This window comes from Mycobacterium riyadhense (assembly GCF_963853645.1).
Taxonomy (GTDB): Bacteria; Actinomycetota; Actinomycetes; order Mycobacteriales; family Mycobacteriaceae; genus Mycobacterium; species Mycobacterium riyadhense.
In genome coordinates, this window is record NZ_OY970456.1 from 4506223 (window position 1) to 4520632 (window position 14410).

The 14410-nt window shown below is 65.3% G+C and carries 11 protein-coding genes; 4 read left to right on the forward strand and 7 right to left on the reverse strand.

Annotated elements, in window-relative coordinates:
* The first annotated feature begins 246 nt into the window (after window positions 1–246).
* Entirely contained in the window at window positions 247–2151 is a 1905-nt protein-coding gene (locus AADZ78_RS19880) for a serine/threonine-protein kinase PknH/PknJ (RefSeq protein ID WP_085251261.1), read from the forward strand.
* Window positions 2152–2155: 4 nt separating this feature from the next.
* Here AADZ78_RS19880 and AADZ78_RS19885 read toward each other — a convergent pair whose 3' ends face one another.
* The 4 genes from AADZ78_RS19885 to AADZ78_RS19900 all read right to left on the reverse strand — a co-directional run bounded on the left by AADZ78_RS19885 (window position 2156) and on the right by AADZ78_RS19900 (window position 7034).
* Window positions 2156–2740 (reverse strand): hypothetical protein, encoded by a 585-nt coding sequence (locus AADZ78_RS19885; protein WP_085251260.1) that lies wholly within the window; start codon window positions 2738–2740, stop codon window positions 2156–2158.
* Between the two features lie 108 nt (window positions 2741–2848).
* On the reverse strand, window positions 2849–4090 hold the full coding sequence (locus AADZ78_RS19890) for an integrase catalytic domain-containing protein (protein WP_085251563.1): 1242 nt from the start codon (window positions 4088–4090) through the stop codon (window positions 2849–2851).
* A 278-nt stretch (window positions 4091–4368) separates the two neighbouring features.
* Window positions 4369–5553, reverse strand: coding sequence for an adenylate/guanylate cyclase domain-containing protein (locus AADZ78_RS19895; RefSeq protein ID WP_085249964.1), 1185 nt, complete (start codon window positions 5551–5553; stop codon window positions 4369–4371).
* 92 nt (window positions 5554–5645) lie between these two features.
* Window positions 5646–7034 carry an amidase gene (locus AADZ78_RS19900; protein WP_085249960.1) on the reverse strand — a complete coding sequence of 463 codons (1389 nt, stop codon included), beginning with the start codon at window positions 7032–7034 and terminating at the stop codon, window positions 5646–5648.
* Window positions 7035–7094: 60 nt separating this feature from the next.
* Between AADZ78_RS19900 and AADZ78_RS19905 the strand changes: the two genes are divergently transcribed.
* Window positions 7095–7529 carry an HIT family protein gene (locus tag AADZ78_RS19905; RefSeq protein ID WP_085249959.1) on the forward strand — a complete coding sequence of 145 codons (435 nt, stop codon included), beginning with the start codon at window positions 7095–7097 and terminating at the stop codon, window positions 7527–7529.
* On the opposite strand, the gene AADZ78_RS19910 is transcribed toward AADZ78_RS19905, so the two are convergent.
* On the reverse strand, window positions 7516–8193 hold the full coding sequence (locus tag AADZ78_RS19910) for a GAP family protein (protein ID WP_085249958.1): 678 nt from the start codon (window positions 8191–8193) through the stop codon (window positions 7516–7518). The genes AADZ78_RS19905 and AADZ78_RS19910 overlap by 14 nt on opposite strands.
* 848 nt (window positions 8194–9041) lie before the next feature.
* Between AADZ78_RS19910 and AADZ78_RS19915 the strand changes: the two genes are divergently transcribed.
* Window positions 9042–11165: a prolyl oligopeptidase family serine peptidase gene (locus AADZ78_RS19915; RefSeq protein WP_169726268.1), complete on the forward strand. Its 2124-nt coding sequence runs from the start codon at window positions 9042–9044 to the stop codon at window positions 11163–11165.
* Here AADZ78_RS19915 and AADZ78_RS19920 read toward each other — a convergent pair.
* Window positions 11159–12280, reverse strand: coding sequence for an FAD-binding protein (locus AADZ78_RS19920; protein ID WP_139828630.1), 1122 nt, complete (start codon window positions 12278–12280; stop codon window positions 11159–11161). The genes AADZ78_RS19915 and AADZ78_RS19920 overlap by 7 nt on opposite strands.
* On the reverse strand, window positions 12277–13089 hold the full coding sequence (locus tag AADZ78_RS19925; RefSeq protein WP_085249955.1) for a uracil-DNA glycosylase: 813 nt from the start codon (window positions 13087–13089) through the stop codon (window positions 12277–12279). The genes AADZ78_RS19920 and AADZ78_RS19925 overlap by 4 nt, the downstream gene beginning before the upstream one ends.
* Before the next feature lie 75 nt (window positions 13090–13164).
* Between AADZ78_RS19925 and AADZ78_RS19930 the strand changes: the two genes are divergently transcribed.
* Window positions 13165–14406: an MFS transporter gene (locus AADZ78_RS19930; RefSeq protein WP_085249954.1), complete on the forward strand. Its 1242-nt coding sequence runs from the start codon at window positions 13165–13167 to the stop codon at window positions 14404–14406.
* Window positions 14407–14410: the final 4 nt, after the last annotated feature.

The window sequence follows — 14410 nt, forward strand, 5'->3', positions numbered from 1 at the left end:
CGGCCAGCTCGCCGTACGACAGCTGCACCGACAGCAGCCGATAACCGATGTAGTACACGCCGTATGACCATGCGCGCTCGACGGCCGTGGTAAGCATCTTGTCCCCTCGGTTTGGCTGCTGGGCAAAGCCTCCGCCGGCGCACTTGCCGCATTCTTGATGAATGCTTGGGGGCACTGACGCCCATCGGATGCCCGGAGGTTGTTGATAGTGTCGGCGGCAATGCGGGTTGATTGGGAGGATCGGTGATGAGCGACGCGCAGGGCTCGCGGGTGGGGTCGATGTTCGGGCCCTACCACCTGAAGCGGCTGCTGGGCCGCGGCGGGATGGGCGAGGTCTACGAGGCGGAGCACACCGTCAAGGAGTGGACCGTTGCGGTCAAGGTGATGACGGCGGAGTTCAGCAAGGACCCAATCTTCCGCGAGCGGATGAAGCGCGAAGCCCGGATCGCCGGCCGATTGCAGGAACCCCATGTGGTGCCCATCCACGACTACGGCGAAGTCGACGGTCAGCTCTTTTTGGAGATGCGCCTCGTCGAGGGCACCGACCTGGACTCCTTGCTCAAACGCTTCGGTCCGCTGACCCCGCCGCGGGCGGTGGTCATCATCACCCAGATCGCCTCGGCCCTGGACGCCGCGCACGCGGCCGGGGTGATGCATCGCGACGTCAAGCCGCAAAACATCCTGGTCACTCGCGACGACTTCGCTTACCTAGTCGACTTCGGGATCGCCAGCGCCACCACCGACGAAAAGCTCACCCAGCTGGGCACCGCGGTGGGCACCTGGAAATACATGGCCCCCGAACGGTTTTCCAACGACGAGGTCACCTACCGCGCCGACATCTACGCACTGGCCTGTGTGCTGCACGAGTGCCTGACGGGAGCCCCGCCGTATCGCGCCGACAGCGCCGGGACGCTGGTCACCGCCCATCTGATGGAGCCGATCCCGCAGCCGAGCGTCGCGCGTGCGGGTGTCCCCAAGTCCTTCGACGCGGTGGTGGCGCGCGGCATGGCCAAGAAACCCGAGGACCGCTACGCCAGCGCGGGCGACCTGGCCCTGGCCGCTCACGAAGCGCTTAGCGACCCCGACCAAGACCACGCCGCCGACATCCTGCGCCGCAGCCAGGAATCGACCCTGCCGGGTCCCCCTACGGGCCTCGCGCCGCCACCGACCATGCCGGCCACCGCCATGGCGCCGCCACCAAGTCCGCCCCCCGGTCCAGCACGGCCGGCCCCCGCCGGCACCCCGCCGCCATCCCAGCGACCCCAGCCGGCACCGACTCCGTCGTATGGCCCGGTGCATTCGTCAGGACCAATGCCGCAGCAGCGGCCGACCCCCGCCAGCCAGCCCGGATGGTCGCCGCCGAGCGGGCCCATTCCCGCCGGCTGGAGCGGCACCCCGCCGGCAACTCCGCCACCGCAGCAACCCGCCGGTCAGACACCCTGGAACCAAGGCCCCGCAGCACGCACGCGCAATCCGTGGCCCATCGTGGCCGCCGTGGCCATAGTGCTCGTCCTTGTCGTCGGCGGGGTAGGCATTTGGCTGGTTACCCGACCCAAGCCGAAACCGCCGCCGAAGCCGATATCCGAGGACCGGCTGAGCTCCCTGCTGCTGAGCCCGTCGGAGGTCAACGCGGTGATGGGGTCGTCGTCGATGACGCCCGGGAAACCCATCACTTCGATGGATTCGTCATCGCTAACACTCTCCTTGCCGGACTGCCAAGGAGCGTTATACACGAGCCAAGCTCCGGTGTACGGCGGCACCGGCTATACCGGGATCAGCGCCTTGGTGTCGTCCGAGCCGGGCGACAACTACGACCACTGGGTCAACCAAGCCGTGGTGGCGTTTCCGTCCGCCGACCTTGCCCACACTTTCGTGCAGACGTCGGCCAACAAGTGGAAAAACTGCGCCGGCAAGACCGTCACCGTGACAAACAAGGGCAAAACATACCGGTGGACGTTCGCGCAAGTGGAAGGCGCCCCGCCGCGGATCACGGTCGTGGACACCCAAGAAGGCGCCGATGGCTGGGAGTGCCAGCGGGCGATGCACGTGGCGAACAATGTGGTCGTCGACGTCAACGCGTGTGGCTACCAGATCACCGACCAAGGTGGACAGATCGCCGACCAGATCATCGTCAAGGTCAACAAGGGATGACGGATTAGGCCTGCAGATCCGGTCCCTGCGCGCGCACGTCATCGACCGCCGACATGGCGTCGCGCAACTTGGCGAGCCACTCCTCGGTGTGCTCACCGACCAGCTTGACCGACCACGCGAGTGCGTCGGCGCGGGATCGCGCCACGCCCGCGTCGACCAGCGTGTCGAGCACCTGGCGTTCCGGCTGCTTCAAGCGTGTCATCACCGGAACCGCGATGTGGGTGAAGAGAATCCGTTCCGTACCGGTTTGCGAGCCAACCTCAACGCCCCAAGAAACCTTGCGCCCGTAGCGATCTTGCGCTTCATCGGCGATGCGCATCCGCTCGGGCCGGGTCTCTTCGCGGAATCGCGAGACCCGGCCTTCCGACCGCGCCTTGCTTTCCGCTTCTCCCGAGCTCTCGGGTTCGGCCAGTCTGCCCAGGACCGTGATCTCCTCACGGTCAACGATGACCGTGGGGTCGCCAACGAACCAGTCGTCGGGCAGCCGTCCGGCGAACCACTCGGCCGCGCCGCTGGCATCGGGTTGCTCGGCCTGTTGCCAGCCCCCGGGGCGCCCGTACCGACGCCCGTGCATGTGGTGGTGTTTCATGATTACATAATTACATCGTTACAGGGCTAATGGAACACCGTTCACTGCCGGCGAAACAGGCCCGGAAGGTTGTGCTCGCAATGCGGGAAAACCGCCTGTTGCCTCATTTCAAGATGCGCGCGAAGTTTGATTCGTTGACTCATCTACGGATGCGCGCGTGGGAGCGGGCTCGACTGGGGCCTTGGTCTTCGGTGCGGCCTTGCTGGTGGTGATCGCGAGTAGCTCGGAGGTGAGGGCCTGGATCTGACGTTGCACGGCGGCGGGGTTGATGCGGATGTAGGTGTCGGCCAGGATCGCCTTGTCCTCGGTGCTGATGGTCTCGTGGGCCTCGGCACGGCGGTACGGCGTGGCCGCTTGGTCGTATTTCTTGGAGACCTTTGCACCAACCCGGACTTTCGACACCAGCTTTTGTTGCGGGTAGAAGTAGTTGGTCAGCTTCGACTGCAGGATCCAGATCTTGTTGAGCAGCAACAGTTCTGCTTGCGTGTCGTAGCGGTGGTAGCCCACCACGATGCGCACGATCGCCCAGTTCTTCTGCTCGACATGGCAGCCGTCGTTTTTGTTGCCCGGCCGCGAGCGGGTGAAGGTGATCCGGCGTTTCTCACACCACGCCAGCAGATGGCTATTGATGAACTCCCCGCCATTGTCGCTGTCCACGCCGAGGATCGGAAACGGCATGCTCTTGGCGATGTCATCGAGTGCGGCCAGCACCCATTTGCGGGCCTTGTTGGGCACGCTGCGGTTCTCGGTCCAGCCGGTAGCGATGTCGGTGACGGTCAAGGTCCAGGCGTGCTCACCAGCGGCATTACCGCCGTCGTGGGACACCAGGTCGATCTCGACAAACCCCGGTCGCGCGTCGTCCCAGTCCGCCCAGGTGCGTACCGGGATCTGAGACTTCAACAACGTCCCGGGCTTGGTGGTGCTGCGGCCCTTAAGCTGGTAGCGGCGCCGCTCGGGTGCCAGGCGGCGGTCGATGGTGGCCGCGGACATGCCCACCAGCAGCGCGGCGGTGTCGTCATCGATGACCAGCTCACCAAACTGCCGCAAAATCGCCACCAGCTCGCCCAGCACCGGCGCCAGCCGCTTACCCGCAGGCATGCCCAGAACTGCCCAGCAGAAGACCAGCGCTGCAACGACTTTCGGTCCATACTTCGGTGCACGCGGTGACCGGGGCTTGACCAGCTTTGGCCGCAACGCCGCCTTAAGTGCCTTGCGGGCATGATTGCGATGCCATCCCGTGGTGGCGCACAACTCGTCGAGAATCCGGCCCTTGCCAGCCTTGTCCGCCCGCGCGTAACGGCTCGCGATCGCCTTCGTCACGGCCTTGCGTTGACTCATCGTCAGTCCCATCGTCCGGGCCTAACCAGCGATGCGTCAGCAGCCAGGTAGGCGCGCCCTACGCGCGCACTCTCAGATGAGGCAACGATGAGAACTACGCGCGCATTATTGGTGAGTCAACGCGAACCGTTGCTAGTAAGCAGTCACAGTTGTATTTTTGGTAACGAAGCAGGCCCGGAAGCGACCAGTCTCAAGTGCCGGAAGGACGGGGTGAAATCCGGCCGTGTCGACCCGCGTAGGACGGAGTGCCGACGCCCCCAGGAGTCGCCCGGGCCTGCCCTTGTGTGCCGCTAGTGGCGCCGGACGCGGAACAGTCTCGCTTCGCTCTTGACGCCCTTGAGGCGGCGAGTGCCGGCAAACGAAAAGTGGAATCCATCGCCGTCATCCGAGCTATTTACGGCGTCGGCCACCGACTCCGCGACCAGCACACTGCCCGGCCGGGCGACGCCGGTCACCCGACTTGCCACGTTCACCGGACTGCCGAACCAGTCGCCGGCCCGGCTCACCGCCATGCCGGAGGCGACTCCGGCCCGTAGCCGCGGAAAGGCGTCGTCGGTGTCAACCGTCTCGACCAGCTTAAGGACGGCATCCAGCAACGGCGCTGGGTCGGGGCAGACCAGCATCACCGCGTCGCCGATCGTCTTGATAAATCGCACCGGCGGCGCGGTCAGGTCACGCGCGAGTTCAGCCAGCCGGCCGGCCAGCTGACCCAGCTCCTCGGCCGATACCACCTCACCTAGCTTGGTGAAGCCGACCAGGTCAGCGAACGCAACGGTGACCTGACGCGCACCCGGCAGCGGCTTACCGGCGGCTCGCTCCCCGGCGTTGACCGATTCGGTCTCCATCATGTGCCGCAGCTGCATGAACAGCATGTCCTGGATCATCGGACCAAGCAGCGGAACGATCTGACTCACCAAGGCTTTTGACGCCTGTGCGATCTGAACCTCGGTAACTCCAGGACGCATGATCGCCGACAGCGCGGTGTACCGCATGACCTCGGCGGCATGCGACAGGCCCTCGGCGAGGACACGGGTGACGAGCACAACTTGGTCGGGGTGCAGTCCCAGCTCGACGAACTGCTGCGCGTTCGCGGCCGCTTCAACATCGGCGCGCATGTGCACGACCGCGTCCGGGTCGTCCACCCTGGCCAGGCCGATGGCGCGCTGCACCCGCTGCAGCAGCTCCAGGTCAACGCCGCGGTTCTCACTGATCTCCCTGGTGGATACATAGGTGCCGTCGTCCCCGACGAGGTGCCGGGTGGCCAGCAGTAGCGGTGGGTTGGTCGCCCGGATCTCTTCGGCGGTGATGCCCTGCTCGAGCAGCCAGTCCACGAGCTCGGCGCGCTCGGCACGCGCGGTGCCCTCGAGTCCGTCGAGTAGATCGTCCTTGTCCGGTTGGTCCACGTGGTCATCCCTCACTGATGAGCGCCGCTCCTCTCCCCCGCAAGCGGGAGGTACCCCCACATCGCCATGCATATCGTCGCCGGCGCCAGTCATGAGCGCCGCTCCTCTCCCCCCGCAAGCGGGAGGTACCCCCACATCGCCATGCATATCGTCGCCGGCGCGGGTCATGACACCGGCGGTCGCCGGTGCGCCCACGGTCTGGCGGCTTCGATCTGCGCGGCCAGCGACAGCAGCGTCACCTCGTCGAACGGCCGGCCCACAAGCTGCACCGACATCGGCAGGCCGTCGCCGTCGAAGTCCCATGGCACGACGGCGGCGGGCTGGCCGGTCAGATTCCAGACCTGGTGGTAGGGAACCCGCCGCCCTGCCCGCAGCAGTGTCGACACCCCACCGCGGCGCCGGTAGGCGCCGATGCGGGACGGGCCCGTCGCGGTGCCCGGGGTAACGACGACGTCGACATCGTCGAAGATCGACTGGATGCGGACGCTCAGCGACTTTTCCGCGACACGCAGTGCCTCCATCCGCCGATCGGAGAAGAACGAACCAAGCCGCGCCAGGGCGCGAGTGCGCGCTTCGAGGCGCTCCGGATGCGCCTGTCCATCGGCGTCGTCGCTGATACCGCGGAGAAAGCGAGGCAGGTAGTTGGCGTACAGCGCGGCCGGATACTCGGGATCTCGGTTGATGACTTCATGGCCCAGGTCGCGAAGCAACGCGCCCGCCTGCTCGAGCGCTACCAGTTGCGCTTTACCGCACCTGACGGGTATCAGGGTTGGAACCTTGGCGCTCAAGGCAATTCGCAGTCGGCCAGGCTCGCGAGCGGCCGCGTCGACGAATTGACCTTCGGGACTGGGCACCGCTGTTGTCGCATCAAGCAACAACGCCGCGTCCAGCACCGAACGCGCGATCGGCCCGTTGACGCTCAAACCCTGCCACGCTCCGTCGTGGGGCTCCAGAGAGATCCGATCGCGTTGCGGTTTCAGCCCGAACAAACCGCACCAGGTCGACGGGATGCGAATCGATCCACCGCCGTCGGATCCCAGTGCCACCGGGGCCAGCCCGGCGGCCACCGCGGCTGCACTGCCACCGCTGCTCCCGCCGGGGGTGCGCGAGGGGTTCCACGGGTTGCGGGTTGCTCCGAACGTCATCGACTCGGTGAATGGCATGATCATCAGCTCGGGCACATTGGTCTTGCCGATGATCACCGCGCCCGCGGCGCGCAGTCGGCGGACCACCTCCGCGTCGAGAGTCGCAGCCGGACCGTGCCCGCCGCTGCCATACGTCGTTACCTCACCGGCAATGTCGACATCGTCCTTGATTGCGATGGGTACGCCCAGCAGCGGCAGCCGCTCCCCGGCGTCGAGGCGTTGCTGGGCGACCGCCGCTTCCTCGCGGGCGCTGTCGTAACGCACCACGCGGTAGGCGCGCAGCTCGCTATCCAGGCGCTCAATCCGTTCCAGGTAGACCTCGAGCAGCACCGGCGCGGTGACTTCACCGTCGGCCAGCATGCGCGCCTGTGCGGCTGCGCCGGCGAAGGCGAGATCGCTAGGGTCCACTGCCGCAGCGTATCCCGCTCACTTAGCTGCCACCTCCCGCGGGTCCAGTACGGTGGCGGCATGTCCTGCGTGTTCTGTGCGATCGCCGCCGGGGAAGCTCCAGCCATCCGGATCTACGAAGACGACGGCTATCTGGCGATCCTCGACATCCGCCCGTTCACCCGCGGCCACACCTTGGTGCTGCCGAAACGACACACTGTCGACATCACCGACACGCCGGCGCAAACGATGGCCGACATGATGATCATCGGCCAGCGGATCGCGCGGGCGGCCCGGGCGACGGAATTGGCCGATGCGACCAACATCGCAATCAACGACGGGTCTGCCGCCTTCCAGACGGTGTTCCACATCCACCTGCACGTGCTGCCGCGACGCAATGGAGACAAGCTGTCGGTCGCCAAGGGACTGGTGCTACGGCGAGACCCAGACAGGGAGGGCACCGGACGGATCCTGCGGGAGGCGCTGGCCCAGCTGGATCCCACTACGCACGACTGAGCATCAGGGCGTCGATGACCAGTCCGACGCCCACGACTAGGAAAATGATCCGCACCGTAATCGGACCGTAGTGTGTGAGAACGCGCACGATCGATCGCTGTATGCGCTTGGCTCGGGTGGTTCGTAGCGTCGACAGGGCAAGGATCACCAGCAGCGGCCAACGCGTCACCGCGCAGTAGACAATGACGATCACCGGCCAGATCGCTGGGCGTGGATGCAGCGCCGAAAGCATTGCCAAGCCAGTCAGATATGGCACAGCCGTCGGCGCTTGCCCGAGACCCACTGCCACTCCGACGAATCCGAGCAGCCATGGACGTCGCCGCGTCGCCGTCATCGCCCACCCAGGCGCCGAAGATTGGGCGGTCAAAGGGAAGTAGGCCAGACCGATCAGCACCCCTCCGGCCAGCAGTTCGCCCCAATACCGAGCTGCTGGCGTGATTCTGAAGTCGACGAAATGAGTCAAGAAGTGCAGCCCGAGCACGGTCAGCAGGCCAAAAATGGTCATGACCGCGAACAGGCCGGCGATGAAACTCAACGCGCCGGGAACCGGTGATCGCCGGCTCAGCCGAGCGTCGTAGATCACCGCCGAAACCACACCCACGTTGAGGACATTGAGCGAGTCCAGAAACGCCAACCCGGCAAGCGTCAGCATCAAAGCTCCCATGAGTGCGCCTACCGGACCTGGCCCGTGCGGCCGTGTGGTTCCAGCGGGCCGCCGCCCGAGTCGGCCTCACCGACCGCCGACGCGGAACCGATCCGATGCGGGGTCGCGATGATAAAAGCAGCGCTCACCCAGCCGACACTAACTGGGCCAAGAGGCCAAGGCCGTGATCCGCGATTATCAGTAGTTCAGATGTTATGGATGGTGTGTCGTTCTCCGATCTACAGCTGTGTGGCAAGGCCACGCTGGAAGGCTGGCTGCGCGAGTCGGCGAATCGTGTCCTCCTGGCCCGCCGGTCCGTAGCCGCTGAGGCGGAGCGCCCGTACCACGCAACATCGAATTATGTTTGGAGCGTGCGTTTTTGCAAAGCCGCGACCGCCGTGGCTTCCGGGCTGCACGGCAACGCGTTTCATCACTAGTCAGCCGAATTATTCTGGACAACAGTAAAAGTCAATCGCTACGACAGATTCCTCCGGTCCGCCGAGGCAACCGCCAGCGTGCTTTCAGCAACACGATCGGGCATGGAGCGATCCCTCCGAGGAGACCAAACATGTTGGCAATAGCGCTATTTCGGTGTTACGGTTGCCGCCGGCAGGTCGATGGTTGCCCCGCCGTCCGCAACAACACGTAAATAGCCAAAGAGATCTTGGAGGATCCGCAAAATGAACAATCTGCCCGGCGGTCTTGTTGACCCTGCAGGAATCGGCGAGTTGGCGCTGTCTTCGGATTGGGAAACCGCCTTGATGCTTGGCGACAGCGAGTAAACGGTGACGCGTCGAGGGACGGCCGGCGAAAGGCCGTCCCTCGATATACATCTGGAAAGACAAGCAAACGAATGTCGAGGTAGCAGGGTGCTGTTGGCACACCGGGCAGACGGTGCCCTTCCCCGTTCCCGACGCGTCGCCGACCCGTACCGTTGGCTGGAAGACGACGACAGCCAGGAGACTCAGCGGTGGCTTGATGGCCAGGAAGCGCTGCGCCTGCAGGCATTACCAGCAATGGATCGATGCCGCGTGGCCTTCCGGGACGTTATGCAGGAATTGACTGACGTCGGTTCGGCCTTGAGCCCGGTGGTCGGCGTGCCGGTGCGACGTGAGTCGCGCCGGTTCTACTTGCACTGTCAACCCGGACAGGATCTCGCGGTATTGATGGTCGCCGACGAGCAGACCGGCTCGGCCAGGGTATTGATCGATCCGCTGACCGACGACGCCTCCGGGACGACAACTCTCGCCGCGTGGCGTCCGTCGTGGACTGGACGATTGCTCGCCTACCAACTTTCACGCGGCGGCAGCGAACAACCCGAACTGCGGTTGCTCGACGTCGCCACCGGTCGCGACGTCGCGCAACCAATCCATCCCGGCCGATTGACCCCTATCGCATGGCTTCCCGACGACTCGGGCTACTACTACGTCAAGGGTGGAGCCACCGAGGCTGAGCAGCAAATCTGCCTACATCGGCTCGCTAGAGCGTCCAGCGGCTCGTCCGATGTACCGGTTTTCCGCACCCGGATGCGCCAATTGACGGTCATGGTCAGCGGCGACGGTCGCTGGCTCATAGTCAGTTGTTCAGCTGGCGCACGAAGCGGCAACGACCTATACCTTGCTGAGCTCAATACCGCCAGCCATGATCCCGCCGCCCCGCAGCTACAGAAAATCTTCGACGGCACCACCGATAACGCGCAGGCACTCCTCAAAGTCGGCACGAGTGAGCTGATGTACGCCATCACCACCCGAGATGCAGCTGACTGCCAGATCTTCCGGGTCAATCCCGAGCAACCCAATTATGCCGTCTGGCAACCGATTATCACCCCTGCACCAGGGAACGTGATCACCGGATGCGCCGCTTTGACGGAGCCCACCAACGGCCAACCCCGCTTACTCGTTGCCACCTCGGCGAACGGCCATCCCCAGCTGAGCCTGCACGACCAAGATGGACGGCTGTTGGCCGACATCCCCACCCCGACCGATGGACCAGCCACCATTAGCACACTGGCCAGCGCCCAAGCCGAACCAGGCCACGCTCGGTTTGTGTTCACCGATTTCCTCACTCCGCCGAAGGTGTACCGGTTTGATCTGGCCGATCAAACAATTCAGCCCGATGCGCCAGAGACCGGAGTCCACCACTTTGCGACCGACGCGCCGGAGGCAGCCGTCCATCGGATGCGTTACACCTCGGACGACGGGACCGAAATCCCGTTGTACCTCATCGTTCCCGCCGGATATACCCACGGGCCGCGCCCGACCATCCTGACCGCATACGGCGGCTTCCGAGCAACCATCTCCGCTACCTACACTCCCTCCCTGCTGGCCTGGGTGCGCGCCGGAGGAATCTATGCCATCGCCGGAGTGCGCGGCGGCGGCGAATACGGCAGCGCCTGGCATGCTGCCGGACGTCACCACAACAAGCCAAACGCCTTCGCCGACTTCAGCGCCGCGGCTCGATGGCTACACGCTCAGGGCTGGACAACACCACAGCAGTTGGCCGTCCGCGGCGGTTCCCACAGTGGACTCACCGCCGCGGTAGCCCTCACCCAAGACCCACACCTCTATGCCGCGGTGGTCTGCTCTGATGCATTAACGGACATGATTCGCTATCCCCACCTGGGGATCGGCTCCTGGTGGATCAACGAATTTGGCGACCCAGACAACCCAACCGATCGACACACGCTGCTGAGCTATTCGCCGTACCACAATGTCCGAGCGGGCACCGCCTACCCGGCGGTTCTGGTGACCAGCGCCCGTCATGACGATCGGGTCGGCGCCGCTCACTCCCGCAAGCTGACCGCAGAACTGCAACATGCCACCGCAGCTACCAAACCCATCCTGCTGCGCACCGAACACAACGTTGGCCACGGCGACCGCGCAACCTCGCGACTCATCGACCTGCACGCCGACATACTCGCTTTCTGCGCCATCCACACCGGCCTGCGTCCGGCAGCGTGCATCCGGTCGAACCTTCCCGGCCAGGCTCAATAGTCCTCGAGGTTGATCGAGTTCACGACGCGGTCGAACTCCTCCTGGGGTATCGGCTCACCACCGGGGATGTTGTCGCTGACCAGCCACTGGTTGCGCTCGACGAAACCGTTGAATTCGGCGTGGTAGTTCGCGAAGCCGCGCCGGTAATCGGTGCCGGCCAGCTTCAGCTCACCAGCGAGAATGTAGGCCCCCAGCAAGGCGACACTGGTGCCCTGCCCCGACAACGGCGAACAGCAATACCCGGCGTCGCCGACGACGGCCACCCTGCCCTTCGACCAGCTGTCCATCGTGATCTGCGACATCTCGTCGAAGTAGAAATCCGGTGCGTTGCGCATGTAATGCAGTAGTTGTGCGCGGACCCAGCCGTCTTCGGCCATCCGTCGTTCCAGTTCGGCGAACTGCGCCTCGGTGTCGCGGTAATCGATGCGCAGTTCGGTGTCCATGAACGCCAACGCGGCCCGGGCCTCGGCATTGTCGCGTGCGCTGTAAACGCCGGCCATGGTGGTGTCGCCATAGTGCCACGTCTGCCAGTAGTCCAGTTCCAGGAAGTTGGGCACGGTAAAAATCGCCGCGTGAGTGCCCAGTCTCTTGATGAATTGCTCCTCCGGGCCGAAAACCAGTCTGCGCACGTTGGAATGCAAGCCGTCGGCGCCGAGCACGAAGTCGAAGCTGCGGGCCACGGCGCGCTCGAAGGTCACCGTGACCGAGGTGCCGTCGTCGTCCAACGCGGCAATGCTGTCGTCGAACAGATACTCGGTATCCGGTTGGGTTGCGCCATAAAGCAATTCGACGAGGTCATCACGCAGCAGCTCGATATCGGGGTTGTCGATCGGACCACCGGTCGGAGTGGATTCGGTATCCCGGGATAGCTCATTGCCGTCGCGGTCGACGACGGATGCGCCGCGTATCCCGGTCTTCTTGGCCTCGGCGGCTGCCAGCAGCCCCATGCGTTCCAGCACAGTCAGCGCCGGCCCACGGACGTCGATCGCCTGGCCGCCCGGCCGCAGGCCGGGATAGCGCTCCACCACGGTAACCGAATAGCCGTACTGCCCAAGCCAATACGCCACCGTCAGACCGGCCACACTGGCGCCGGATACCAGAACCGTCCGTGTCAATTGATCCCTGCCCACTTCTTGGCTTCGGTGAAAATGTCGTCGAGCATAGCCGGAGTCAACCTACCGGTGAACATGTTCTGCTGGCTCGGGTGGTAGCAACCGAGCAATCGCACCCCCGACGGTAAGTCAGCCACGACGCCATGGCCGAACTTCGGCTTACGGGTACCCGCTAGGCCCGGCAGCCCCAACGCGACCTGCCAGGCGAACCCGCCCAACGCAACGATCACCCGGACCGCATCGGACACCAGACGCCATTCGGCGTTCAGCCACGGCGAGCAGGTGAGCCGCTCGGCCGGCGTCGGCGCGTTGGCCGGGGGCGCGCAACGCACCGGCGCCACGATGCGAATCCGGTTGGCCCGCAACCCGTCTGCGGCATCGACGCTGATCGGCTGGTTCACCAACCCGGCCCGACACAGTGCCGCGTACAGCTGGTCCCCCGACCGGTCCCCGGTGAACATCCGACCGGTCCGATTGGCGCCGTGCGCAGCCGGGGCCAGCCCGACGATCAGCAGCCACGGCCGCTCCGATCCCCAGCCGGGCACCGGGCGGCCCCAGTATGGCTGGTCGGCGAACGCTCGACGCTTGGCGACGGCGACGTCCTCCCGCCAGGTAACTAGCCGGGGGCACGCGCGGCACACGCTGATCACCGCGTCGAGTTCGGGAATCGAGCCGGCTTGCTGTGCCAGCGTCACGACCTGCGGGGCGTCGGCAGCCACTGGGGTCTGCGGCGTCGCGGGATCGCCCGGCCAGCCGGTGCCGGGCGCGACCGGAGAATCGAAGCTCCGGCCCGTTCTGGGATGGGTGAGCACACGAACATCCTGCCCGCCCGTGGAAATTCAGTGGTTCCGGTTTCGCTTTGGCGTTAGATTCGGCCGCGATATCCCATGCGAAACAACAGCCGCGGCCCGGCATTTCTGGTCCTTTTCGCCACGCTGATGGCGTGTGCGGGCAACGGCATCTCGATAGTCGCCTTTCCGTGGCTGGTATTGCAGCGCGACGGCAGCGCCGGACAGGCGTCGATCGTGGCCGGCGCGGCGACACTGCCGCTGCTGTTCTCCACGCTGGTCGCGGGCACCGCGGTGGACTACTTCGGCCGACGCTGGGTGTCCATGGTTTCCGACGCGCTATCCGGGGCATCGGTGGCCGCCGTCCCGCTCGTGGCGTGGGCATTCGGCTCCGACGCGGTTAATGTCGCGGTGCTGGCGACATTGGGTGCCTGCGGGGCGGCCTTTGACCCGGCCGGGATAACGGCCCGCCAGTCGATGCTGCCCGAGGCCGCGGCCCGGGCGGGCTGGTCGCTGGACCGGGTCAACAGCAGCTACGAGGCGATAATCAACCTGGCCTTTGTCGTGGGCCCGGGCATCGGTGGTTTGATGATCGCGACGGTTGGCGGGATCACCACGATGTGGATCACCGCCGGGGCATTCGGGTTGTCCATCCTCGCGATTGCCGCCCTGCGGCTTGAGGGCGCGGGCAAGCCACACCACGCGACCCGGCCCGACGGGCTGGTGTCCGGGGTCGCGCACGGACTGCGCTTTGTATGGAACTTGCGGGTACTGCGCGCGCTGGCGCTGATCGATCTGACCGTGACCGCGCTGTACCTGCCGATGGAGAGCGTGCTTTTCCCGAAGTACTTCACCGACCGGCAGCAACCCGCACAGCTGGGTTCGGTGCTCATGGCGCTGTCCATCGGCGGCTTGATCGGCGCGTTCGGCTACGCGGTGGTGGTGAAGTACCTGGCGCGGCGCACCATCATGCTGACCGCGGTGCTCACTCTTGGCGTGGCGACGGCTGTGATCGCACTGCTGCCGCCGTTGCCGGTCATCCTGGCGTCGTGCGCGGTGATCGGCCTGGTCTACGGGCCAATCCAGCCGATCTACAACTACGTCATGCAGACCCGGGCGCCGCATTATCTGCGTGGCCGAGTGGTTGGCGTGATGACGTCGCTGGCCTATGCCGCGGGTCCGTTGGGGTTGCTGCTGGCCGGTCCGCTGACCGACGCCGCCGGGTTGAAGGCAACGTTCTTCGCACTGGCGCTGCCGATCTTGGTCACCGGCCTGATCTGTACCCAGCTGCCGTCGCTGCGTGAGCTGGATCGCGAGCCCGAGTTCGCCATCGAATCGTAGGATC